General features: G+C 54.6%; 18 protein-coding genes. 1 reads left to right on the top strand and 17 read right to left on the bottom strand.

Translation table 11 applies throughout. From position 1 onward, the window contains the following. Window positions 1-150: 150 nt before the first annotated feature. Window positions 151-459 carry a hypothetical protein gene (locus tag MHH28_RS30325; RefSeq protein WP_405108936.1) on the top strand — a complete coding sequence of 103 codons (309 nt, stop codon included), beginning with the start codon at window positions 151-153 and terminating at the stop codon, window positions 457-459. Window positions 460-620: 161 nt separating this feature from the next. On the opposite strand, the gene MHH28_RS30320 is transcribed toward MHH28_RS30325, so the two are convergent. From MHH28_RS30320 to iolB, 17 genes are all read right to left on the bottom strand, one after another. Then, window positions 621-1,868, bottom strand: a complete 1,248-nt coding sequence (locus tag MHH28_RS30320; protein ID WP_405117329.1) for an MFS transporter — start codon at window positions 1,866-1,868, stop codon at window positions 621-623. A 41-nt stretch (window positions 1,869-1,909) separates the two neighbouring features. Beyond that, window positions 1,910-3,865 (bottom strand): B12-binding domain-containing radical SAM protein, encoded by a 1,956-nt coding sequence (locus MHH28_RS30315; protein ID WP_405108933.1) that lies wholly within the window; start codon window positions 3,863-3,865, stop codon window positions 1,910-1,912. Between the two features lie 28 nt (window positions 3,866-3,893). Further along, window positions 3,894-5,264, bottom strand: a complete 1,371-nt coding sequence (locus tag MHH28_RS30310) for a radical SAM protein (protein WP_405108930.1) — start codon at window positions 5,262-5,264, stop codon at window positions 3,894-3,896. Window positions 5,265-5,339: 75 nt separating this feature from the next. Then, on the bottom strand, window positions 5,340-5,474 hold the full coding sequence (locus tag MHH28_RS30305) for a hypothetical protein (RefSeq protein WP_341187632.1): 135 nt from the start codon (window positions 5,472-5,474) through the stop codon (window positions 5,340-5,342). Window positions 5,475-5,550: 76 nt separating this feature from the next. Next, window positions 5,551-6,927 carry a radical SAM protein gene (locus MHH28_RS30300; RefSeq protein WP_405108926.1) on the bottom strand — a complete coding sequence of 459 codons (1,377 nt, stop codon included), beginning with the start codon at window positions 6,925-6,927 and terminating at the stop codon, window positions 5,551-5,553. A 478-nt stretch (window positions 6,928-7,405) separates the two neighbouring features. Then, on the bottom strand, window positions 7,406-9,145 hold the full coding sequence (locus MHH28_RS30295; RefSeq protein ID WP_405108923.1) for a hypothetical protein: 1,740 nt from the start codon (window positions 9,143-9,145) through the stop codon (window positions 7,406-7,408). A 61-nt stretch (window positions 9,146-9,206) separates the two neighbouring features. Continuing rightward, on the bottom strand, window positions 9,207-10,151 hold the full coding sequence (locus MHH28_RS30290) for a sugar phosphate isomerase/epimerase family protein (RefSeq protein ID WP_405108920.1): 945 nt from the start codon (window positions 10,149-10,151) through the stop codon (window positions 9,207-9,209). 37 nt (window positions 10,152-10,188) lie between these two features. Further along, window positions 10,189-11,061, bottom strand: coding sequence for a carbohydrate ABC transporter permease (locus tag MHH28_RS30285; protein WP_405108917.1), 873 nt, complete (start codon window positions 11,059-11,061; stop codon window positions 10,189-10,191). Between the two features lie 25 nt (window positions 11,062-11,086). Further along, window positions 11,087-11,926, bottom strand: a complete 840-nt coding sequence (locus MHH28_RS30280; protein ID WP_405117328.1) for an ABC transporter permease — start codon at window positions 11,924-11,926, stop codon at window positions 11,087-11,089. Window positions 11,927-12,064: 138 nt separating this feature from the next. After that, a complete protein-coding gene (locus MHH28_RS30275; RefSeq protein WP_405108914.1) occupies window positions 12,065-13,678 on the bottom strand; it encodes an extracellular solute-binding protein in 1,614 nt (537 codons plus the stop codon). 409 nt (window positions 13,679-14,087) lie between these two features. Continuing rightward, window positions 14,088-16,355, bottom strand: coding sequence for an AraC family transcriptional regulator (locus MHH28_RS30270; RefSeq protein WP_405108912.1), 2,268 nt, complete (start codon window positions 16,353-16,355; stop codon window positions 14,088-14,090). A 612-nt stretch (window positions 16,356-16,967) separates the two neighbouring features. After that, the gene (iolE, locus tag MHH28_RS30265) at window positions 16,968-17,864 is read right to left on the bottom strand and encodes a myo-inosose-2 dehydratase (protein WP_405117327.1); all 897 of its coding nucleotides are present in this window, start codon (window positions 17,862-17,864) and stop codon (window positions 16,968-16,970) included. Between the two features lie 82 nt (window positions 17,865-17,946). Then, window positions 17,947-19,971 (bottom strand): 3D-(3,5/4)-trihydroxycyclohexane-1,2-dione acylhydrolase (decyclizing), encoded by a 2,025-nt coding sequence (gene iolD, locus MHH28_RS30260; RefSeq protein ID WP_405108909.1) that lies wholly within the window; start codon window positions 19,969-19,971, stop codon window positions 17,947-17,949. Window positions 19,972-19,994: 23 nt separating this feature from the next. Further along, window positions 19,995-21,455, bottom strand: coding sequence for a CoA-acylating methylmalonate-semialdehyde dehydrogenase (locus MHH28_RS30255; protein ID WP_405108906.1), 1,461 nt, complete (start codon window positions 21,453-21,455; stop codon window positions 19,995-19,997). Between the two features lie 49 nt (window positions 21,456-21,504). Beyond that, the gene (gene iolC / locus MHH28_RS30250; RefSeq protein WP_405108903.1) at window positions 21,505-22,515 is read right to left on the bottom strand and encodes a 5-dehydro-2-deoxygluconokinase; all 1,011 of its coding nucleotides are present in this window, start codon (window positions 22,513-22,515) and stop codon (window positions 21,505-21,507) included. A gap of 873 nt (window positions 22,516-23,388) precedes the next feature. Next, complete coding sequence (locus MHH28_RS30245; protein WP_405108900.1) at window positions 23,389-24,402, bottom strand: LacI family DNA-binding transcriptional regulator; 1,014 nt, start codon at window positions 24,400-24,402, stop codon at window positions 23,389-23,391. Window positions 24,403-24,667: 265 nt separating this feature from the next. Then, window positions 24,668-25,498: a 5-deoxy-glucuronate isomerase gene (iolB, locus tag MHH28_RS30240; RefSeq protein ID WP_405108897.1), complete on the bottom strand. Its 831-nt coding sequence runs from the start codon at window positions 25,496-25,498 to the stop codon at window positions 24,668-24,670. Window positions 25,499-25,507: the final 9 nt, after the last annotated feature.

Below are 25,507 nucleotides of genomic sequence, written 5' to 3'. Positions count from 1 at the left end.
AGTATGGTATGATTCTGCTATGAGGGCAATCCTACATTTGGTTAAAGGAGAGGTTCTGCATGATGGGAAGCTTATTATTCGCAGGAGCAGTGATCTTCGTTGGGGTGATGTTTATTAATCGCAGTAATCGTAATGCGCGGCACAAAAATTATGGCAATAGAACCCGCTCTCACTCGGGAGATCATTATTTCATCACAGGTACCGGAGCCGATGCGGGCAGCTACAACGAAAACAGCCCGCACAAAATCCATCCAGGCACGGACGGGCACAGCGGCGCCAGCCATCATCATGGGCATCACCACGGGAATCATTCACATGATCATCATCACGGCAGCCACGGGGGCTGGGACAGCGGCGGTCACGGCAGCCATGGAGGCGGGGATTTCGGCGGCGGCGGGGATTCTGGCGGTGGAGATTCTGGTGGCGGTGATTCCGGGGGCGGTGGAGACTGACGGTTAGAATTATAGTACCTCCCGGACTGCCAGGAAGCGGCAGCTTGGGAGGCTTTTGTGGTGAAATGGATTACAGGAAGCGCTTACAGAAGCTAAATTATTATGTAGGCTAACGTGCACTTATGCCCCTCATTCGCTCATCACTCCGGTGCATCCCGGGTTAGGCTGTTACTGAGAATGACCGATGAACTCTTTCTGCTCGGCATGGACTCTGCGGGACGGAGAGATTAGGGACTGTAGGCTGAGGGCCAGCAGGAACGCCATACAGAACAGCATGAAGGAGATGCCGAAGATCAGTCTGGCGCCGGTATACAGATACAGCCATCCGAAAAAAACATAAGACACCATATTGGTCGCCAGCGGCCCCCCTTCAAATACGGAACCGACACGGCCCAGCAGGTGCTCTGGAACATAGGTCATTAACAAGGTTGACAGCGTGATGCTCAGCAGGGATATTCCGATTCCGATAACGACGCGGCTGAGCAGCATAGACCAAGAGCCGAAGGACAGCGTGAGCAGCAATAGTCCAACGGTCATGACCCCTGCTCCCCAAATGTTGATGTGAATGTAATTCTTGAATCTTGCCCCGAGCAGGTTCAGGCCGAGCGCTCCCCCGAACATGCCAATGCCGCCGGCCGTGCTGGCCCAGGCCAAGTAATTCTGGTCTAAATGCAGCTCGTTCACCACAAAATAAATGTTCAACAGATTGATAGCCCCGGTGCACACCCCCATAACTGACAGCATAATAAATAACCGTTTGGTGAGCGGAGAAGAGAGAATATACCGGAAGCCCTCCAGTACATCCATCCAGAAAGAGGTTGCAGGAGCGGAATCTGAGAGATCCGCCAAGGGGGTACGTCTAGCCTTTAAATTCAGAATACACAGGCTGCCCAGGATAAAACAAAAGCCGTCCGCAACCAACGAAGTGGAGGCTCCCCACCATTGGTAGACAAACGCTCCAATAGCAGGCCCGGCAAGACTGATTAACGTATCTATCGTCTTCACCGAAGAACTGGCTGTTCCGTAATCTTCATGATCCACGGCTGTGACCGTCAATTTACTGATGGCGGGCTGAAAAAACTGTTGGACTGTGCAGGTAAAGGCCAGCATAACCAGCAACAGAGGCACCTGCTCTAGCCCTATTAATACGGCTAGCACAAACGACATTAAGGCCCGGATGACGAGCGTCGCCTGCAGCACTTTCTTAGGATCCCGCCGGTCTACCCATGTTCCGGCCAGAGGGGCCATGATGAAGACAGGAAGCATCTGGGCAAACAGAAGAGCCGTCCGGTAAAAGACGGCTTGATCCGCCTCTGCAAATACCCAAAACAGGATGGCCCAATTGCGGATCTCATCGCCTACAGAGGATAAAGTCTGCGTGCACCATAAGCGGCGAAATACGCCGTTCTTCAGCATACTCCACAAGGAAAGGCCCCCTCTCTTCCGGTATTTTCACCCTAGGAAATCAGCAATTGATGCCTATAGAAATGGTCGTACACCCGGCCGATCCATTCCTCCCGTTCTTTCTCGCTTGCGGCAAAGGGGTTCTCCAAGGACAGGTGATGGACAACCGTCTGGAAGTTGTCTCCACTCTCCATTTGCTGAAGAATCGCAATACTTAAATGATCCATGCTCATAATCCGGACATAGCGCCCGTGGCCTTCCAGAGCGGATGCATGCTCCAGCACCAGTACAATCCAGTCCTCCTGTCCTTCCACCAGCTGAAGATCAGCAGGCAGAGGGCTGTGCAGCTTCAGCTCAGGGATGGAGTAATACGGCTGCATTATTCTCACAGGCTTCATATCAGCCTTGTCCGCAGTATCTGCATTCTGCCGCATAAGTTCCATTACCGCCTGCTCATAAGACAGGAAGTCCTTGAGAATCAGCCCGGCTTCCGGCGCAAGTCCTTGGATCAGCTCATCGAGAATGACCGCGAGTTCTGCTTCTTGCGGCATGTCATCAGGCATAACCAGCCTGGCAGAGATGAACTCGATCGTACGGGTATAGGTAACTCCAGCCAGATGGTTCAGGTAGTACAAGGTGCGGAAGAAAGAATGGGCCAGCGGATAATAGAGTTTTCTAATTCTGTGCAGGGCAGGTGTATCCACAGCATGTAAGGTGTAATAGTTGCTGAAAATTTGCGGGTAGCTGGCAATCCATTTTTTCTCAATGGCGGATAGCTGGAAGTCACTGTTCATATCATTGCCGCCCCAGAGCTGGTCATCCAGAATTAGACTGTCCTTCTCCGCCTCATACAATTGGGTTCCGGGAAAAAGAGATAATTGATGTAGCTGCACATCCGCTATTCCAATAGAGAGCAGCCGGATGATCATATCCAGAGTCTGATTGAGATCCTCTTCCGTTTCTTCCGGAAATCCCGTAATAAAGGAGACTGTACATGACAGACCCGACTGGTGCAGTTCCCGGAGCAGCTCATAGGCCTGATTCAAATTAAGTTTTTTGCCGATTGTCTGCTGGATGGATTGGCTGCCGCTCTCAATTCCGAAGAATACACCGTTACATCCAGCCTGCATCATAACCTCGAAGAGTTCTTGATTGACATGGTCGGTACGGGAGGAACAGCTCCAGGTGAAGGACTCGCTGCAATCCAGCAACTCCTGGCAGAATTGTCTGACAAACTTCTGATTCACCGTGAAATTATCATGCGTTAAGCTGAAATGGGTAATTCCCCACTGTTCCCGGATGTATCGCATTTCTGCAATGATCCGCGCAGGGCTTTTCGTTCTGTATTGCCGTGAGAAAAAGGTTGAAGTGCTGCAAAAGCTGCAATGAAAGGGACAGCCGCGTCCCGCCTCAATCGGGAAAAACCGGGTCTCAGCGGTAGTGAAATAGGCGGAAAGATCCTCTATTAAGTGGAAGGCGGGAAACGGCGTATCATCCAGGTTCCTCAGGATCGGCCGCGGCGGATTGGTGTGGACGGTTCCCTCTGCGCGATAACACAAGCCATCTACTCCATGAAGAGGCTGGCCGGACTCCAGGGCGGTAATTAGCTCCGGCAGCGTCAGTTCTCCTTCTCCAATCACGATATAGTCTATAGACGGGAACCAGGTTAATGTCTCTTCGGCTACAAAGCTTGCATGGGGGCCGCCAAAAATGATGATTCTGTCCGGGTCCAGCCGCTTGCATTCCTCTGCAATCCTCAGCGCGATAGAATAATTGCCGCACATCGCCGTGAACCCGAGAACTCTGGATGGCTTACGGATGATGAGTTGTGCAATATCGTTGAGAGCGGCTGCATCAAAATGGCTGGTGCCTGAATAACGCAGAGCCAGGTCTGTTAGGCAGACCGCATAGCCCGCGTCAATAAGAGCAGCACCCAGCACCAGCAGGTTGAGCGGAGGGTCAACGGTATCCACAGAAGCATTGTAGGGCGGACATATCAGTTGGATCATGTTCAAATCACCTCCCGTAAGAGAAGAATTAGCTTAAGCTCACGAACGAAGAATTCAGCAGCTCCAGATGATCGTCAAGATCACGCTTCACATTTCCGCAGTAGGAACCCATGATCGAGCCGGTGGTCCGTTCAGCTTGCACAGGGCAATTCCCGGAGCAGAGAAAAGCGATATTGCACGCTGTGCACGCTGGCTGATTCAAGACATGACGGCCTTGCCATAACGCCAGCTTCTGTTCATCCAGCTCGAGCTGCGGATAATAGGTTCCGAGACTCCACTTCCTGTCGCCGATGATGCTGGTGCACGGGTAGACCTGATCATCCGGTGAGAAGGTGAATGTTTTTCCTCCGGCTGCCTCGCAAAAGTAAAGATTAGGGAAATAGTTATCCGTAACGATGCCGGTATCCAGGACCTTCTCAAACGGCAAGGCGAGTCTGGTCAGGTCACTGTTTAATGTCGTATTCAGCCTTTTGAGCTTGTCATTTGGCACATGCGTTTTGATAGATTCAGTAAGCTGGTAATTGGGCAGCAGCCCCGGGGTGGAATTCCCGGCATAATTCTCCACAGGAGACAGGGTAACCGAGAAGTTAGAGTAAGTGTTCCAATGCCTGTCTCCGAAAAAATCCAGCAACTCATTCAGATGCTCTATATTCTCACCATCCAGATTGACGCGAATTGTAATGTCGAATTGATGCTCCAGAAAGGCGTCAATCTGTTCTGTTATTTTCCGGAAGGTTCCCTGGTTGGCGTGAGTAATCCGCCGTTTGTCATGAATGGCCTCGGGGCCGTCAATCGTAAGCTGGATCTTAATCATGTCCTTATAAGGCTCCAGGAGGTTCTGGTAGTGAGACAGGAAGACCCCATTTGAAATGATCGTTCCTGTAATCCCCCGTTCCTGGGCCAGGCTGAGAATAAGCCTGACAACAGAATCATTCAGGGGAAGGAGCGGTTCTCCGCCAAAAATAATAAAATGATGCTTAGTCGAATGGTGCTTGTCCATCATTTGATCCATAGCCAGGAAGGCAGCGCGGACCTGATCTTCGGTCATTCGTTCATTGCTGGAGCGGATCTCTTGGGGTTCAAAGCAGTAGACACATTTCAAATTACAGGTCATCGACGGGCAGAAAACAAATGAAATTTCAGCGGAGCTATGATGATCCAGGTATTCTTTGTATCGGCGGATCAGGGCTTGCTCCCCGGCCCGGTCTTCATAAAGATAGCCTCTGTCCATCAGAAACTGCTCTTCTTGAGCAGAGAGCGTGCTGATAGCAGACGGTTGTTTTTGAAGGAATTGGCTGATATGCTCTTCCACAAGATCCATCGCGCCTGAGAGCGAATTGAAGATCAGATGCCGGCCATTGCTTAAGCGGCAGGTTAAAATATAATCGGAAATATACATAATTTATCCCCCTGGTAAGAACAGCGGGAAGGCATAATCATGCGCTTCCCGCTATTGTCCAATAATAAGGAGCTGTTAGATGGCTTTTTTGGTCGGGTTGTTGATTTGAATGGATGCTTTTTGGCAGCAGGCCATTGGAACCGTAACTTCTTCAAGGTCTTTGGCTGAGAGATTCGTCCAGAGATCCTTGCTCTTCGTCAGTGATTTCATGTACATTACCTCCTCTCCTAAGAGAATATCTATGACAAGGCGGATGCCTTGACATCAAGGGAATGATGCTCACTCTTCACTTGTAGTAGCTCTCAAGCAGACGGTTCCGGTGAAGGTCCAGATAAGCCTTCAAGTACTGCCTTGTGAAGCTGCAGCTCGCTTCAAATTCTCTCAATTCACCCTCACTGCTTCCTTTCAGAACACAACCGCCCCCGCACAGAGGAGCAAGATTACACTGGCTGCATTTGTCATTCACTGCGATATCCCGGTGCCATCTCTGCCACTTTTCTTCATTTAATTGCAGCCCTTGAAGATAGCTCCCGATCGAATAATCCGGGAATCCCACGGTTTCGACGCATGGATACAACAGCCCGTCTGCACCGAATACGAGATTATGAAGCCTCGAAGCACTGCAGCCGGATAAATCGAAATAGTAGTGCTCATCGTCTGTATCAAAAATAGCTTTGCGGAGTATCCTCAGCTTCTTCTCCATGAAATATCCCAGGCTGACCCTGTATCTTGCGCGGGCGGCTTCCCAGTCGGGAAAGAGCGAATGAAGCTGCTTCAGCAGCTCATACTCAGGCTGAAAGCCGGTAACATTGCCTGTATTGAAATTATCGTTAATCGGAGCAATCTGGCAGGAAAAATCAGGTGAGCTTGTCCACTGCAGCCGCTCGAACCCGGCGAATATTTCCGGCAGATACCGGACGTTCTCCCGGCCTGTATTGATCCGCACAGTGACGGGAATCTGATGCTCGAGGAGAAAAGTAATGTTCGCGCAAATCAGGTCGAAGCTGCCGCTGTTGTCCCTGTATTTTCGCAGCTGGTCATGAATCTCCTTCGGGCCGTCAAGGGTGATCTGCATATGATGGAAATGCACAGAATGTTTCTGAAGAAAAGGGAAATACGCACCGAGCTCGCTTCCATTCGTGATGGAGAGAATAGGCCAGTTCCGTTCGATCGCCTGCTGCAATATGTGCTCTACCAGGGATTGATTACGGGCCAGGAAGGGCTCGCCGCCGAAAAGCTCGAACTGGACGTCCGCATCAGGCTGTTTCTGCACCATTTGATCCATAGCTTGAAACATCTCATGAATCTGTGCAGGCGTAAGTGTTGGTGAGTCCTGGTGAATGCCGGACTGGAAGCAGTAGGGACAGGCGAGATTGCATTTATAGGTGGGGCAAATCGTGAAGTGTAAGGCCGGGCGCGAGCGGTAAAGAGTATCCAGGGATTCCCGTACAAATTGTTCTTCGTTCTTATCCGTAAGATAACCTCTGCCCGTAAGCAGGGTTCTGGTCTCCAGATCAAGGTCGGCTAATGAATCAGAGCTTGCATTAAAAAGAGCGCGGGCTACCTTCGGCTCAACGAGATCCACGGCCCCGCTTAGCGTATTCATAATCAGCAGCACATCATCGTTTAATTTGTATTTGAAATTATACTTAGATAATCTCATACGCCCTCGTCCTCCCCGGGACTGATAGAGTTGTACTCAACTAGCTTGTAAATAATGTAAATCTTTTCCTGATCGAAAACTATGAAAAAAGTCATATAATAGGAATTGATCTAATAAATGAGATAAAAAAACAGGCGATTAGCAAAAAACCTCCAATCTGCGGAGCTACAGCAGCCAGCCCAAAGCATTCCGTCCACTTTTCCCGAAATCAGGTGCACTTATGCTCCTCATTCGCTCATTCCGCCTACTTCTCCCGAAATCAGGTGCACTTATGCTCCTCATTCGCTCATTCCGCCCACTTCTCCCGAAATCAGGTGCACTTATGCCCCTCATTCGCTCATTCCGCCCACTTCTCCCGAAATCAGGTGCACTTATGCTCCTCATGCACATTGTGCCGACCGTGACCGGATCTCCACTCGAAAAACGCCAGCATCCGCAGATGCTGGCGTCTATACAGTACTTCCATATGCGCTCCTCCCTAAGTAGAGGGAGACAGCGTAAGCGTGAAGGTTTTATCGAACGGGGTCACGAGGTTAACCTGCACGGTTTTGTAGTTCTTATGCGAACCGGATTCCGGGGCTGTTCTGCCGAGATGTGCCATTTCGCCGCCCGTCAGGTCGATCCAGTCTCCGCCATAAGTGTACCGGAGCTGCCCTCCGCTCCATAGGAAGTTGTCCTCGTCCAGCGTCTGCAGCTCACCTGAGGTGAAGTTGCCTTCCCAGCCGAATTTGAAGGACAACTGGGCCAGGACCTGGGCAGGCTCCGCGCAGTGCAGCCGGATCGTCCAGCCCGTCTCTGTGCGGTGTACCTCTGTCTCCACAGACATCGTCTGCTCATGGGTCAGCGGCCGGCTCTGATGCGGCAAAAGATACCATGGACTTACTTCTGTAGCTGCTTCCGGCGGAAGCAGCGCACCCTCCACCGGACCGTAGTAGCCCTTCTTCTGCACACCCTTCAGAAGGTAGCCCTCCGGCAGCCGGGTCATCTCCTGCATCGGCACGAATCCGGGATAGAAGCTCGTATTCAGCTGCACGGCCAACAGCCTTACAGCGCCGTGACGCATCGCGAAGAACGACGGCGTTTCCGTGATCAGTGTCACGCTGGTTGCCCCGTCTCTAAGCCGTGCTACAGGCGCCCCAAAGTCGGTATGGAGCCGGCTGTGGTAGATCTTCCCCTGGTGACCCGCCGACTCCATTCTTTGCAGATAGCGCTCCCGCAGGAATTCACCGTTCAGGATCTGTTCATACTGTACAGGCAGCTCCGCTGTAACCTCCGGCGGCTGTTGCAGCTCGGGCTCCAGCAGCATCCGTACCAGGGCGTTCACCGAGCAGACACCCGGATTCGACAGGGAGCGTCCAGCCCATTCCGCCATGCCCGCCAGCACGGCATCCTTGTCCGAACGGGCAAGAATCGCATACGGCAGATAATAAGGGGACAGATCATGGAGTACCCCCAGATCCTGCCGCCCGGAATAATCGGTCACGACCTCGCCGGACGGGTGGACAAGGTAGACCATCATGTGCAGGTTCCGCCGCACCGGGTCCAGCAGCTCCGGCTTATCCAGCAGCCGGGCGGCATGGATCAGCATAATATCACTTACAGCGCTGTAAATGCCGTTGCTCCGCTCGGTCCACTCCCCGTCCGGTGTAATATCCATGCCTTCCGCCAGCCATTCATCCGCCCGCTGCCGGGCTTCTTCTCTGCCGAACAGCTCATAGAGAAAACCAAGCGCCGCGCACATTACCCAGCGGTGATTCGGGGTATGAACCCCGCCCGTAAGCATAACGGGCAGGGACCGCTCCAAGAACAGGTGCATGTTATCCAGCACCGGCTGAAGCGGCGGCCACTCCTGCTTCGCCAGCAGCTGGTATAACTGCGCGTAGCCGACCACAACGAAGGCCGTATCCGGCGGAGAATGATAATTCGTCCAGCCCGGGGAGATCGAGCCGTCCTGATGCTGGAAGCGCAGCACGAACTCCGTTGCCAGCTTCAGCCGGTCCAGCAGCTCCTCATCCCGGTAATACCGGGAATCCGGGTTCACCAGAGCGGCACCCCAATAACACATATCCGTCGGGGTGCCGGTGGTGTGATTCACCCAGGCAATCCCCGTATGGGGATCAAGGGTTCCTCCATAATACAGGTTGCTCTGATCCAGCACCTGCCGGGGAATTCCCTGCTCTACTGCTCTGTCATTACTATCCACCAGTTGCTTATACATTGCGCTTCCTCCTTGCGGAAATCTCGGGCAAGCTCGAACTCTCGCCAGTCTGTCTTCTGCCCTATCCCCTGCGTGCCAGCTTGGCTGTGAGCAGACGGTGGCTCTCATGAATCTCTTCCGGGCGGCAGGCAGCCTTCAGCTCATACACCTTGACCTGCGCCCGTTCAATCATCGGCAGATAGGCATCATAGAAATCCGGATCTCCGCTGTTCACATAAGGGCACCAATGATCGGAGAGGCCGAGGGTCTCATGAATATGGACACCGATAATATCATCCATCAGCCCTTCCATTTCTCCTATACTGTCATACAGGCCCAGACGATCCATCATGATGGCATGGCCTGTGTCATACCAGATGCCGACCGGCGCTCCCTTTAAGGCATTAATAATCGTCTTAGCTTCCGCCAGCGTCGGAATCTGCTGCGGCTTGGAGCGGGTCTCGATGCCGAAGCGGACATTCAGCCCCTTCGACACCGCGCGGTTACACACCTCGTCCAGACTCTCGATAATGGTCTGCACATACCCTGCACTGTACGCTTCACGCCGCTCCATCAGCTCCGCCCACTTGCTGCGGTAAGCTGCCGAATCCCTGCCTTGCCCACTGTAGATCTGCTCCAGCTCCCCGGAGATATCATAAGGGAACGGTACCTCGCCCGGATGCACTACCACAGCTTCGCCGCCGTAACGCCGGGCATATTCTGCCGAGCGGACCAGCAGGTCTATCGCTCGCTTCCGCTTCTCCTTGTCCTCGAAGCCCAGCAGGACCGAATCGGTGCCGTAGTCAGGGTCCGGGACATGGGGGAACGTATTATGCACGCTTGATATACTAATCTCCCCGCGTTCAATCATCGGCTCGATCGTAACCAGCATTTCCTCCGTTACATTATAGTTCAGCTCTACTCTGCGGAATCCCAGCTCGCGGATCTCATTAAGCAATCCATCCCCTGTAGAATGTCGTCTCATATTCCAGCAGGTGGAGAAGGAGAATTCTCCCTTATCCTCCATGACCGTGTCTCCTCTCGCAACGTCTAAGTAGTACTAATCAGCCCTTCACAGCTCCCAGCATAACACCGCTGACGAAATACTTCTGCAGCCATGGGTAGACTACGAGAATCGGAACGGTAGCGAAGACGACCGTAGCGGCCTTGAGGCTCTCCGGCGGCAGCTTGGTACGGGCTGCCCCCTCCAGATTCGTCAGTTCAGTGATCATATTGTTCTGAACCATCTGGAAGAGCTTCAGCTGAAGCGGATACAGATCGGGATTATTGATATACATCAGGGAATCCTGGAAGCCGTTCCAGCGGCCCACCGCATAGAAGAGCGCGAGTGTAGCCATAACCGGCATGGATAACGGCAGAACGATTTTGAGCAGGGTGCGGATATGCGAGCTGCCGTCAATCTCGGCCGATTCTTCCAGACTCGGCGGGATGCTGCGGAAGAAGGAGATCAGGATAATCAGGTTGAACGGGCTGACCAGACCGGGCAGAATCAGCGACCACACGCTATCGATCATATGGAGATCACGGATCAGCAGGTATTCAGGAATAATCCCGCCGCTGAAGAACATGGTGATGATGATGACGTACATGAACATAGTGCGGCCCTTCAGCTTGCTCTTGGTCAGCGGATAAGCGGCTGCAATAGTGAAGAGCATGCATAATACCGTGGTCGCAACCGTCAGGATAATGGTGAAGATCAGCGAGCGGATCATCGCATTGTCGGTGAAGACCTGCACATACGCCTTCCAGTTCAATTCAATCGGGAAAATCGTGACTTCCCCGGAAGTAATCGCCCGCGTGGAGCTGAGGGACACCGCAATTACATGTACAAACGGAGCCAGGCAGAACAGCACGAACAGCGCAATAAAGGTAACGTTAACAATATCGAATATCCGGTTAGAGGTGCGTTCACTCATCGTACTCCGCCTCCTTTCTGTATAATCATAGAATGCCGTCGCCGGTCACTTTTTTCGATATATAATTGGAACCAAGGATGAATACCAGTCCAACCACCGCCTGGAACAATCCAACTACCGTTGCCAGCGTATACTGGCCCGATTCCAGACCAATCCGGTAGACGAAAGTACTTAGCACATCGGAGTATTCACGTACTGCCGTATTCCCGATGATATAAGGACGATCGAAGCCGATGCTGACCATTTTCCCCAGGTTGAGAATGAGCAGGGTAATAATGGTTGGTTTGATACTGGGCAGCGTAATGTAGCGGATCTTCTTCATCCGGGTAGCTCCATCCACCTCGGCAGCCTCGAACAGCTCGCGGTTGACACCGGTAAGCGCCGCCAGATACAGGATGGTCCCCCAGCCGGCACTTTGCCAGACGCCAGTGAACAGGTAAGTAATCAGCCATGGATTTTTTTCGGTCAGGAATGGAATGGGGTTCAGCCCCATGCTCTCCAGTACACCGTTCACCATACCGGATTGGTTGCCGAACAATTGATAGACGATACCCCCGATAATCACCCAGGAAATAAAGTGGGGAATGTAGAGGAGGGTCTGCGATATTTTTTTGAACCATACAGACTTCACTTCATAGAGCATAATAGCCAGAATAATCGGGGCCGGGAAAGATACTACCAAATCCAGAAAATTGAGTAAAAATGTATTGCGCAGACTGCTGTAAAACTCCTTCATGCCAAAGACCTCGCGGAACGCATCGAAGCCGATCCACTCACTGCCGTTAATGCCCTGGAACAGGTTGAAATCCTTAAAGGCAATCTGTACCCCGTACATCGGACCGTATCGGAAAATCAGGAAATACATAATGGGCAGTGAAAGCAGCGCGTATAGTTGCCAGTACCTTCTGATGTAAGACGCTTTGCTCAAGTTCCTCTCCTCCTATGGAGAAAAAACCGGGCAGAGCAGCATGCCAGCTCCCCCCGGTTTTCACTTTTTTTTAGTTTATTTGGCTGAAATCTCTGTAAGCGCCTGCTCCAGCTCGGCCTTCAGCTTGTCTCCGCCCAGAGACATGTAATCCTTCATTTCCTGCTCAAAGGTTGCATCGAACTGATCCGGCTTCGCCATCGCGGTCTTCACGATAATGACGTTAAGCTTGTCGCTGAGCGTAGTGCCGTATTTCGATTCTGCTTCAATCGGCTTGCCGAAGACGATCGGACCCACGGTATCCGTGTTCGCAATGTCAATGGACTGCTTCAGTACTTCCTGGTTGTTCGCAGGGAATCCCAGAATCCAGGCCTTCTCATTGGTGGCCTGATCCCCGAGGTTCTTGCCGTTGGAGATAATCGCCGTGTCCCCGGAAGTGAACAGACGGTCCTGGAATTCCTGAGAAACATCAGCCTTCACGACCGGGATGCCGTCTACCAGATCGTAGTTCTCGCCTTCAACCCCGTTGTAGATATCGATCAGATTGTTGCCGCTCGCCATCCAGTCGAGGTATTTCACTGCTTCCACCGCACGTTTGCTGCTCTTAGGGATCATGATGTACATGCCGTTCGAGGCATAGCGGGATTTGATATACTTATTGTCCACCTTGGCATTGGTGAGGATATCCGCCGGCAGCACCTTGCTGCCCGGCACATTCTTGTAGAGATTATCCAGCGTGCCGTCGGCATAGAACATACTATCCACATCCTCGGACCAGAAGCCGATGTTGCCGTTCTGAATGTCCTTGGATACCTGGGCTTTGTCTTCATCCAAACTGAAGTCCTTGCTGACCAGCCCTTCATTGTAGAGCTTGTTGAGGAACTGTGCCGCATCCTTGAAGCCCTCATGCAGCGGCAGCTCATAACGCTGGCTGTAAGTAAGATCGCCGCTGATCGGCTTGATGAAGGAGTAGATCAGGGTCTCCAGCTGAGCCGAGCCGAGGGACATGCCCATCGGAATGGTTTTGCTGCCCAGACCGCCCGGGTCCTTCTCTTTAAACGCTTTCAAAGTAGTGTACAGCTCATCAGTGTTCTTCGGTACCGGCAGCTTCAGCTTATCGAGCCAGTCCTGGCGGATGTATGAAGCATAGCGGCCTGTAATCGCCCGTTTACCCGGGATGGCGAACTGCTTGCCGTCGAGCTGGCCGAAGGCCATCGTCTCGTCACCGATGAATTTCTTCAGCGTCTGGCCGTGCTCCTCAAGTAAGGAACCCACATCGGTCAGCCCGCCCTGCTGGGCATAACGGTAGAAGACACTGGAATCATAAGTGAAGACAATATCCGGCACATCCGTATTGCTGGCCATCAGCACGTTCAGCTTGGTCACTTCCTCCGAACGCTGCACCGGGACGAATTCTACATTGATATTATTCGGATCACCGAAATTTTTCTGAATCATCTGGGACATGAAGTTGTTGGTAATGGTGTATTGCTTCGGCGTTTTGCCGCGGTCGAAGATCTCCACCTTCAAGGTAACGCGTTCAGCGCTCTTCCCGGGTGCGTCTGTACCTCCGGCTGCCGAATTCGATTTACCGTCCGAGGAACAGCCTGCAAGCAGAGTAGCTCCCATTACTGCGGTCAAGCCGATGCCGATTGCCTTCTTCAGAACTCTTTGGTTTACGTTCACTGTCATTGTTCCATCTCCCTCGCCTTAGCAGGCTATAATGGTGACTTCATGATACCCCCGAGCTTGATGATGCCCGTACTTCCTATTTGCTGATCCCGTTCAAGCCTGTGTTCCCCTCAGCGTTCAAGGCTGCTTGTTGTTTCGGGATGCCCCCAGTATTCCATAATGTCTGGAGGTCTGACAATAAACCTGTTTCGGATGGGCAATCACGCCTGAATTCGGACTTCCGGTTTATCAGACCAACCATTTTCGTGCGATAAACCGCTTTCACATTGGCGAAAATAGAGGCCGCAACGCTATTCGCTATCCTTTTTCCAAGGTTTGCGAAAAGCGGTGCGGCCCGGGTCTTACGGTCATGCGGCTGGTGCACCTGGTTTTCCCCGGCACACTGAATTCCTCATCGCAACAGCTTCCTCTACTCCTGCGGCTCCAGTCTGGAGGCGGCTTCGCGGCGTCTCGAAGAGCGGTAATCGCCCGGCGTGATGCCGGCAATCCGCTTGAAGACTCTGCCGAACGAAATGGCATTCGCATACCCCACCTGAAGCGCGATATCCTGGAGGGAACAATCCGTCTCCGCCAGCAGCTGCTGCGCTTCCTTCATCCGCAGCTCGGTAAGAAAGTCCACGAACTTCATTTTGAATTCCGTCTTGAACAGATAGCTGGCGTATTTGCCGGAGACCTGGAACCGGTCACTCAGATGCTTCAGTGAAAGATCGGGATTGGTGAAATTCTCTTCGATATAATCCTTCATCTCATTGACCATGGCCCGGTAGCTCTTCGTTTCGCTGGCAGAGACATAGGTGCGGAACAAATCGGTGACATATTCGAATAGAATCGTCTGCACCTCCGGAAGCGCCTCGGCCTCCTCCAGCTGCTTCAGCCGGACCTGGGCATTCTCCGCCGACAGCTCGTCCTGCAGCTGCTCGGACATCACCGCCACTTCCCGGCTCAGCATCTGCAGCATAGCCTGGATCAGGGAACGGATATCTTCGTCCTTCAGGAAATCCTGTTCAAACGCCTCGAAAATCCGCTCCAGCTGCTCCCGCCATTGGCCGCTCGACATGCGGAAGTACTTCACGAACTCCGCGATCATCTGCAGATATTTATACGTCTCCAGCAGCGGCTGGCGCGCTTTGCCGCTGCCGGCCAGCACGATATCCTCATGAATCAGCAGCTTATGCTGCATGACATATTCGGCGGCCGCGTAAGACTCGCGGATCATCGCCGGCCCGGCAGCTGCGGCGCCGATGCCGAAGCTGAGCGAGATCCGCAGATTCTGCTCGACCCAGGTGCGGCAATCCTCCGCGAAGACCCGGAGCTTGGCCTCCATCTCCTGATCGGTGCCGGTGGCCAGGAACAGGATCGCTGCACGTTCGGTTCCCACCCATTCTGCCCAACCCTGCAGCTCCGCATTCCGCGCCAATTCCTGAAACACATTCATCAGGGCAAACTTCAGCGTGTTCTGATCGCCGCGGGTATACCGGTCCTCGAAGACCTGCTCGTAGCGGTTAATCTCCCCAAGCACAACGATGAAGCGTGAGGAAGCATTCGCACCGGTCAGCGGCGACAGCTCCTCCAGCCGCCGGGTCACCTGCTCCAGCCGCTCGCTGTTGAGCAGGTCGGTGAACAGCTTGCTGCGCTGCAGCAGCAGGTTCTCCCTGGTTTTTTTATCATAATCGGTCATGTGGTTGATCAGATCCTCCAGCACGCCGTCAATCAGCATCATCTCGTCCGGCCTGTCGGTAGACTGATCCATCATGCGGATCTGATGGCCTTCAATCCGGTTCATAATCACCTGGATTGGCTTATAGTTGCGCCGGGTCACATAGATCAGATACAATACCGCACAGACCACGGTTCCCACTGCAATCGCTACCCAGAGATAGGAGATTACAGAGACCCAGCTGAACAGATTCCCCGCCTTGATTCCGCTTGCGAAGGTCCAGCCGTTTCTCTCCAGCTTAAGTGTGTTCAGCACCTTGCCGCCAGCGGCACCCTCCGTATCAGAATGCGCCTGGTACACAGTGTTGCCATTCCCGTCCAGAATGGTCATGAACGAGAGCTGCTGGTTGACCATGCTGTCGATAAGCTGCTCCAAGGCACTCATTTTGATATTGATGACCAGCATTCCCCCCGAGCCGAAGGGAAGCGGCATCGCTTTGTTGGTCGTCAGCACACGAATGTCTGTCCGCTGGAACAGATCCGTATGATAATCCCTCACCGGCTGCCAGCCTTCCGGTACTGCCGGAGCGGCGGTCATGGCCTTGATCCATTCCTCGTCGGCGAACCCCTCCAGCTCCTTCAGCCCCGAATCCGTTAAAACGCTTCCACGCACACGGTCATACAAATAGACCGACTGGATATACGAGGATTCTTTCATCATATTGCGCAGACTCTGGGCAATCGCATAGACCGTCCCTCTGTCCGGCTCCTCCTGATTATTGAAATAGAGCTTGTAGGCATCGCTCCGCTCCACAGACTCCAGCACTGACAGCTCGGCTTCCTTGATCGTCCGGTCCACACTATCCCTGAGATAGCTGGCGGAGATGCGGTCTGCCTTCTTCGTTTCCGTCCGGGAAATATCATTAATAAATACAAATGAGGCAAAGATCAGAATCGTCACCGTCAGCAGAAAAATAGGAAAATAAGACAGCAGCAACCGGCGATACCAGGATCGGAACATTCGACAACCTCCTCCACAACCATCAGGATACCAGGCCGCATCCGGCCGCTTCAAACAACCACCGTCCGAAGCTGCTACGCGGCGATTCCTGGACATCAGACATATTTGAACTGTGCAACGGACAGAACTGACCGCCGTTTGAATTCCTGCCATTATAGCACATGCGCTCCGGGTCCAGCCAACCAGATAAAACCAGTTGTCCCTAAGCCTCTTCCTCGCCATTCTCCTGTGCTGGTGCAAGCTGTATTTGCCTCCACATACACCCAGCAACTACGTCTTGAACCACTCGGCAACCACCCTTCAACCAACTCCGGCACTACCTCTATAACCCACTTAGCTCCGCCTTGCTGCCACCTCCGGCGCACAGGTGGATAAATGTATCCTAATTATTCAATTTCCTCCGTATATACCCAAACAAATGGAAAAACAGCATTTAATATCTTCGATAATGGCAATTTGGATGCAATATGATTAGATTAAGTGCTCTTTTTCCAACTGTTGTTGTGCCAGGATTCATTTGAAAAAAACGGAGCGAGCACAGCCGCAGCTGTGCACCCCCGCATACCACTACCCGGAAGCAAGCAGAAACGGCTGTGCCGCCTTATCTTTCCCTTACAAACCGCTGCTATCCCGGATATACCGCCGCGCCTTGATGGCATATTCCAGCGGGTCGGCCAGCGCCGGGTCCTGCTCCGCTTCGACCACGAACCAGCCTGTATACGGCGAAGCGGCCAGTTCGGCAAAAATCTCCCCGAATGCGATGCAGCCGTCGCCCGGTACGGTGAAGGCTCCCGCTTTTACCGCTTGAAGGAAGCTAAGCTTCTCCGCCTTCACCCGCTGGACCACCTCCGGCCGGATGTCCTTCAGATGCACATGCTTAATCCGTGGCAGATGCTCACTCAGCACCTCCATCGGATTCTCGCCGGAGAAGGCCAGATGCCCCGTATCGTACAGCAGTGACACTTCGTCTGGATCTGTAAGCTCCATCAGCCGGGCAATCTCCGCTGCGGTCTGCACCCCGGTGCCCATGTGATGGTGATAGACCAGCGTCATGCCCTTCTCTGCGGCAAGCCGTCCCAGTCCGCCCAGGCCATCCGCAAGCACCGCCCAGTCCGCCCCGGTAAATACCGGCTTGTCAGCGAACAGCGGCGTGTCCATCTGCCCCTGAATGCTTCGGCCCTGCTCGGATACGACAATGACCTTGGCACCCATCTCATGCAGGAAATCACGGTGTGCCCGGAAGGCTTCCGCCGTCTCCTCATACGGACGCACCGTCAGGAAGGCGCTGAACCAGGCGCTGGCGATGCTCAGACCACGCAGCTCCAGTGCCTTGCGCAGCACCTCAGGGGAACGCGGATACTTATTGCCGACCTCGCTGCCTTCATACCCGGCAAGTGCCATCTCGCTGATGCACTGCTCAAAGGTATTGCCGCCCCCCAGCTCAGGCATATCATCATTCGTCCAGGCTATCGGAGCAATCGCCAGCCGGACGGCATTTTCTCTGAACATGCTCATGTTCTACCCCTTCCACAATCCCATGTATGGCAGAGTTCTTACATCCATATGTCAGAACTCTGCACCTGTTCCGCACTCAGTAGCTCCGGGCTGCCTCTAGTCCGCTGCGCTTCCGGCTGTAAGCCGCCTGCACCGCTTCCTTGCCGGACACTTCCGCTACCCCGACATTCCACCAGGCGCCATAGCCGTGGGTCATGGTCTTCGGCAGCACTTTGATGTCAATCAGCGTGGAGCGCTCCGACTCACGGGCTGCTGCCAGAGCCGTATGAAGCTCCTCGACTGTAGACGCACGGAAGGTCTGCACTCCATATCCGGCTGCGCTCGCCGCATAATCGATCCGCATTAAGTCACCGCTGAGCTGGCCGTCCGGTTCACGGTAACGGAATTCTGTGGCTATGCTGTCCATTCCCTGCTCCATCTGCAGGTTATTGATGCAGCCGAAGCCTGCATTATCCAGCAGAAGAACGTTGATCTTCCGGTTCTCCTGCAGGCTGGTAACCAGCTCGGAATGCAGCATCTGGTAGCTGCCGTCCCCGACCAGCGCGTAGACTTCACGCTCCGGCTCAGCCAGCTTGATGCCAAGCGCTCCGGCAATCTCATAGCCCATACACGAGAAGCCGTATTCCATGTGATAGGTATCCGGCACCTCGGAATTCCACATCCGCTGCATATCTCCCGGCAGACTGCCTGCGGCCCCGATGACAATCGCATCCTGCGGAATGGCTTCATTAATAATCCCCAGCACCTGCGTCTGGGTCAGCAAGGTGCCAAGCACCTCTGCATATTCCGGGAGCTTCTCATCGAGATGACCGGCTACCTCCGGCGTGAACGACGTGGTAGAGCGGTCCGCTCCCGGCATACCAGCAGCGGCGTTATCGTCAACACTCTCCACAGACGCGCCGCCCGCTGGCCCGGTATTCTCCGCATTCCCCGGATACTCCACCCCAGCCAGACGTTCTCTCTCCGCAGCCCACGACTTCTTCGCCCGGGCAATCTCATCCGTATACGCAGAGCGGTATCCCCGCTCCTCCAGCGCTGCGGCTAAGGCGTTCAAGCCTTCGGCAGCATCGCAGACCACCGCCAGCGCGTCCAGCTTGGCCGCATGATAGGGCGAAGCGTTCAGCGTCAGGAATTCCACCTCAGGATGGCTGAACAGACTCTTCGAGGCGGTGGTGAAGTCCGTAAACCGGGTGCCGACACCGATCACCAGATCCGCCTCCGGGGCCAGCGCATTCGCGCAGCCGTTGCCGGTGACGCCGATGCCGCCGAGGTTATACTCGAAGCTGCTGGCTACTGCACTTTTGCCCGCCTGGGTCTCTCCGAACGGAATGGCGAATTTCTCGGCAAAAGCGCGCAGCGCCGCTCCGGCATCCCCATACCGGACCCCTCCGCCGCAGACCAGCAGCGGCCGCTGCTTGCTTGCGATCAGCTCAGCCGCCGCCGCGATCTCCTGCGGATGCGGCAGCCGGGGGATGACCCGGTGAATCCGCTTGCGGAAGAAATCAGCCGGATACTCCCAGGCTTCGCCCTGCACATCCTGCGGCAGCGCAATGGTCACTGCCCCGGTATCTCCCGGATCGGTCAGCACCCGCATTGCGTTCAGCATCGCGGACATCAGCTGCTCCGGCCGGGTGACCCGGTCCCAGTATTTGCTGACCGCCTTGAAGGCGTCATTGACCGTGATCGACAGATTATACGTATGCTCCATCTGTTGCAGCACCGGGTCAGGCTGGCGGGTGGCAAAAGTATCCCCCGGCAGCAGCAGCACAGGAATCTGATTCGCCGTTGCCGTTGCCGCAGCCGTCAGCATATTGGCCGCCCCCGGCCCTACCGAAGCGGTACAGGCCATGATCTTCCGTCTGCGGCTCTGCTTGGCGAATGCGGTGGCCGCGTGAACCATTCCTTGCTCATTGCGTCCCTGATACACGATCAATTCTCCCGGCGTCTCCTGCAGCGCCTGCCCCAGACCGAGTACATTGCCATGCCCGAACACGGTGAATACCCCGTGCACGAAGCGTTCCGGCCCGCCGCCGTAATCCACATATTGCTGATTCAGAAATTTAACCAGCGCCTGCGCTGTCGTTAATCGGATACGTTCCACTTCATGTCCTCCCTTCGCCTTGTCTACTGCCAGCGGGCAGTGACCACTTTTTTGCGTGTATAGAATTCCACCCCGTCGCTTCCGTTCGCATGCAGATCGCCGTAGAATGAATCCTTCCAGCCCGAGAACGGGAAGAACGCCATCGGTGCAGGCACGCCTACATTGACACCCAGCATCCCGGATTCGATATGGTCGCGGAAGTAACGGACTTTCCCGCCATCATTCGTGAAAATACAAGCACCGTTCGCAAACCGCGAGCGGTTGGCAATCTCCACTGCCTCGGCCACATCCTTCACCCGGATCACCGACAGCACCGGCGCAAAAATCTCCTCCTGCCAGATCTTCATCTCCTCCGTCACCCCGTCGAACAGCGTAGGCCCGATGAAGTACCCCTCTCCCTGCACCGCCGCATCCTCACGGCCATCCCTGAGCAGCTTCGCGCCTTCGGCAATACCTTGTTCAATGTAGCTGACCGTCCGTTCTTTGTGGCCTTGACGGATTACCGGCCCCAGGAACGTATCCTCCTCCAGACCATTCCCGATGGTCATGCTGTTGCATTCCCGCAGCAGGATGGAGATCAGTTCATCGGCCACTTCCTCCTGCACCGTTACCACCGAGCAGGCCATGCAGCGCTCCCCGGCAGAGCCGAAGGCCGCATTCACAATCTGGGAGGCTGAGGCTTCCAGGTTCGCGTCCGCCAGCACGATCGAGTGGTTCTTCGCTCCGGCCAGCGCTTGCACGCGCTTCAGGTGGTCTGTGCCTTTTTTGTACACATATTCCGCCACCGGCTGCGATCCGACAAAAGATATCGCCTTCACATCCGGGTGCTCCAGCAGCCCGTTCACCACCTCATGCGCCCCGTTCACCACATTCAGCACGCCCTTCGGCAGCCCGGCTTCCTCCAGCAGTTCAGCAAGACGGGCCGCCAGCAGCGGTGTCCGCTCGGAGGGCTTCAGCACAAAGGTGTTGCCGCAGGCAATCGCCAGCGGGAACATCCAGCACGGCACCATCATGGGGAAATTGAACGGGGTAATCCCGCCGACCACTCCAATCGGATAGCGGTACATGCCCGACTCGATGCCAGTTGCAATATCCGGCAGCTGGCGGCCCATCATCAGCGTCGGTGCGCCTGCTGCAAATTCTACGCATTCAATGCCGCGCTGGACCTCGCCGTAGGCTTCTTTGAAGCTTTTGCCGTTCTCCAGCGTGATGATCTTCGCAAGCTTCTCCCAATTCTCGACCAGCAGCTGCTGATATTTGAACAGAATTCGTGCTCTGCGCGGCACCGGTGTTGCGGACCAGCCTGCAAAAGCTGCCTTAGCCGCCGCCACCGCCCGGTCCACATCGGCTCTGCCGGATAGCGGCGTTCTGCCCAGCAGCTCACCTGTGGCCGGATTCACTACCGGCTCCGTCTGCTCCGTATCGGCTGTTACCCATTGCCCGCCGATATAGTTTTTCAATACTTGTGCCGTTTGCTCTGTCATTTACGTCCACTCCTTCGGTTCTGTATATTAAGCTGCTGCTTAAGATTGCTTATTGTGCGCCTGCCGGAACCTCTTCGTTGGTCCGCAGGAATTCTTCCAGTTCTTCCAGGGTTGGCATGGCATCGGAGCAGCTGTGGCGGGAGATGACAATCGAAGCCGAGGCACTGCCGCGCCGCATCGCCTCACTGACACTGTGCCCGCTCATCAGACTGTGGATGAAGGCTGACGCGTAGGAATCGCCTGCGCCGAACGTCTTGAGCACCTTAGCCGGGAAAATCCCGCTCCGGTGGCTCTGCCCATCCGCTGTATAGCCAATCGAGCCGCTGCCGCCGTGCTTGATGACCACCAGCTCCGCCTGATGTGAGAACCAGCGCGCTGCCGTCGCCTGATCATCGGCGCCTGCCAGATTATACAGATTCTCCATCATGTCGAATTCTTCGCGCGTGCCGATGATGCAGTGGCTTTTCTCGGCCGCGAGGTTATAGTAGACCGCTGTCTCAGCGGCTGATGTCCAGGTATAAGGGCGGTAATCGAGATCGAAGAATACGGTCACATTATGCTTGCGGGCGAACTCCAGCGCCAGGAACACCGCTTCGCGTGAAGGACTCTGCGCCAGCGCCGTACCGGAGATGAGCAGCGCCTTGGAGCTGGCGATGTACGCCTCGGAGATCTCTTCTGTGTTCAGCAGCAGATCGGCCACATGGTCGCGGTACATCAGAATGCTGCATTCCTGCGGGCTCTTAATTTCGGTAAAAGCCAGCCCCGTCACCGCACCCGTCCGGTCCACGCAGACCTGGCTGTCATCGATGCCATCCTTCTGCAGATAGCTGCGGATGAACCTGCCCATCTGGTCGTCGGCCAGTTTGCCGATGAAGCCGGTACGCATCCCGAGCCGCGCTGCTCCGATGATAATATTCGCCGGAGAGCCGCCGACATATTTGGTGAAGGTCATCGTCTCTTCCATCGGCCGCCCGGTCTCATTGGCGTTCAAATCAATACACAGCCGGCCAACAGCGATTAAATCCAGCCGCCGGGCAGGGTCGAACTGTAAACCGTTCATAGTGAAGCCTCCTTGATCAAACTAGGGAAAAGGTAGTACATTCGGTGACACAAAATGCTGTAAATCGCACAATTAACAGGTTAGTGTGATACGCCGCTGTAGCAGCCGCTTGGCGTGTGGAGTGATCATTTCCATAGTTGAATTGGTATAGTTGAGCTGGTGATGAATGCATATAGTATCGTTAGTTTGGATCATTGCTTGGTTGGATCATTGGGTCACTTGTAAATGCAATTCGTAACAGATGAATTTATTACTTCTCGGGGGAAGGGTAAGCGCTTAACCTTATTTTCTACTTTAGTATAGTTTAGAAGTGTACTTTTGGCAATCCTCAATTTGAAAGCGATCTCAACAAGCGGGGAAAGGAATTGAATGGAGAGGCTCAGCCAGCCCATTGTTGTTCGGTTTTTCACTTACATTTGGCCCGTGCGCTAGCTTGCGGCCGGCTTTCGGCCGATTCAGGTGCACTTCTGCTCCTGATTTCCGCCATGCACCCGCTGTTGGCTAATTCAGGTGTACTTCTGCTCCTGATTTCCGCCGTGCGCCCGCTGTTGGCTAATTCAGGTGCACTTCTGCTCCTGATTTCCGCCGTGCGCCCACTTTTGACTAATTCAGGTGCACTTCTGCCCCTGATTTCCACCAGCACATTGTGTTCGGTTTTCCACTTACATTTAGCTCTCGCGCCGCGCACCGTCCCATTGTGTTCGGTTTTCCGCACACATCGGCCCCACGCACCCACGCTCCAGCTCATTGCTGCTCGGTTTTTCACATACCTCCTGCCCACATCCCTACACACACTCGCGTTTCCCCCCGCAACAGCACGCAAAAAAGACCCGCTCCCGGCCGCAGCCGGATCAGGTCTTCCATTATGGCCTCTTATTGTTGCGGAACGGGGCCCGTCGAATGGCGGATGACCAGCTCGGGCATCAGCATGATTTTGCGCTTGGGGCTGGTGGGGTTGCTGATTGATTCATTCAACAGAATCATCGCCTGCTCGGTCATCTCGCGCAGTGGCTGGGCGATACTGGTCAGCGAGGGATGGCAGATTTCTGCCAGCATCGTATTGTCGAAGCCCACTACAGACAGATCGCGGGGAATGGACAGACCGGCACTGCGCGCCTCCTTCAGTACCCCGATCGCCAGTAGGTCATTGCAGGCAAAGATGGCTGTGGGACGGATGTCCTGTGCCTGATTCAGCATCTCTGCTGCTGCCGTGCGCCCGTTCTCCAGCGTAGCCGAGGTGTGGATCATATTCGCCGGATTGTCAAAAGATATTCCCGCCGCCTTCAGCGCATCCAGGAACCCTTCCACCCGCAGCCTGCTCCCGGGCAGATTGTCAGAAATGACCCCCAGCCTGCGGTGGCCGAGGGACAGCAAATACTCCGTGGCCTGATAGCCGCCTTTGTAATCATCGACGGTGACGCTGTTGCCCTCCAGCATACGGATATCGGCTGAGAACAGCACGAGCGGCACATGATCGGCCACCATGCTGCGAATCAGCTCGGGATTCCCGGGATGAGAAGCAATAATCAGGCCATCCACCCGTTTGCGCAGCAGCAGCGAGATATACCGGGCCGCCTTCTCATCGCTGCGGTCTGTACTGCATACGATTAAGTCGCTGCCCTGCTCCTGGGCAACATCCTCGATGCCCCGGGCCGTCTCCGCAAAAAAAGGATTGGCAATATCGGGGATCATCAGCCCGATGGTACCCGTCCGGCGGCTGGTCAGGGCAGAAGCTACCAGACTCGGCTGGTAGTTCAGCTCCTCCATGACCCGCCCTACCTTTTCCCGCGTCTTGTCGCTGATCCGGCCGCTCTTATTCAATACCTTGGACACCGTAGCGATAGAGACGCCTGCTTCCCGTGCCACATCATAGATCGTAGGTTTCATCGTTATTAAGCCCGCCTTTGCGTTCATGCCTTCTTATAACTAGATTATAGGGAAGTCGCCCGGCGGTGTCTATGCAGTGGGGTGCCGCCAGAGATTCGTTTATCCGTATTGCGCAGGTCCGCTCAGCCAGTTCATGCAGGTCCGGTTGCAGAAAATACAGCACTTCGCACGGGAGCCAACTCCGACACCATCCATCTGAGGCAGAAAAAGGCCTCCGCCAAGCGGAAGCCCAAAAATATTCTATCTATCTCCCCCCGCTACTCGTTCACGCTTCCCCGGCAGGCGCACCTGCCCCAGGCTTGAACAGCCACTCATGATCGGGATCATTATGAAAAACCCACGTGCGTACCGGTCCGGCCATCACGTTAAGATAATACGAATCATACCCCGGCGGTGCTGAGACAGGATGATAGCCCTCCGGCACCAGCACGATGCTTTTATCAGGTACAGCAATCGTCTCGTCAAGGCTGCGGTCATCATTATAGACCCGCTGCACCACGAAGCCGTGGGCGGGATTGACCCGGTGATAGTAGGTCTCCTCCAGATAGGATTCCGCCGGCAGGTTATCCTGGTCATGCTTGTGCGGCGGATAGCTGGACCAATTGCCGCCGCCCGTGCGTACCTCGACCACCAGCAGACTCTCGGCTTCGCTCTGCTCGGGCAGAATATTCACGACTTTGCGTGACATGCTGCCATAGCCGCGGTCCTCGATTGACGCATCCGACGGGGTAATCAGCCGTGCCGGATATTTGCCGCTGCCCGGAGCAAGGCAGACTCCAAGCTCCAGCGCTGTCAATGCGGTTACCTCATAATGCGCTCCCGCCGGAACATATACAGCGTAAGGAGCCATATCTTCAAAAACGGACATGCGCTTGCCGATACCGGCGAACCGCTCGCCATTCACCTGGACATCTGCTTTGCCCGCCAGCAGCACCAGGCAGATCTCGTTCCCCCCGCTATCGCGCTTCAGGGTAGCCCCGGCCTGCATTTGGTATACCTCGAACCCGACATACTTCCAGCCGGCGCTCTCCGGGCTGACCACAGCCACCCGGCCATCCTTATCCGGCGCTCCGGCCTTAATCAGTAGATCAGACATCTTCGTTCA

This window comes from Paenibacillus sp. FSL K6-1217 (assembly GCF_045040735.1).
Classification (GTDB): Bacteria; Bacillota; Bacilli; order Paenibacillales; family Paenibacillaceae; genus Paenibacillus_AQ.
Note: the sequence above shows the minus strand (reverse complement) of the source record. Positions and strands in the feature narration are given on the sequence as shown.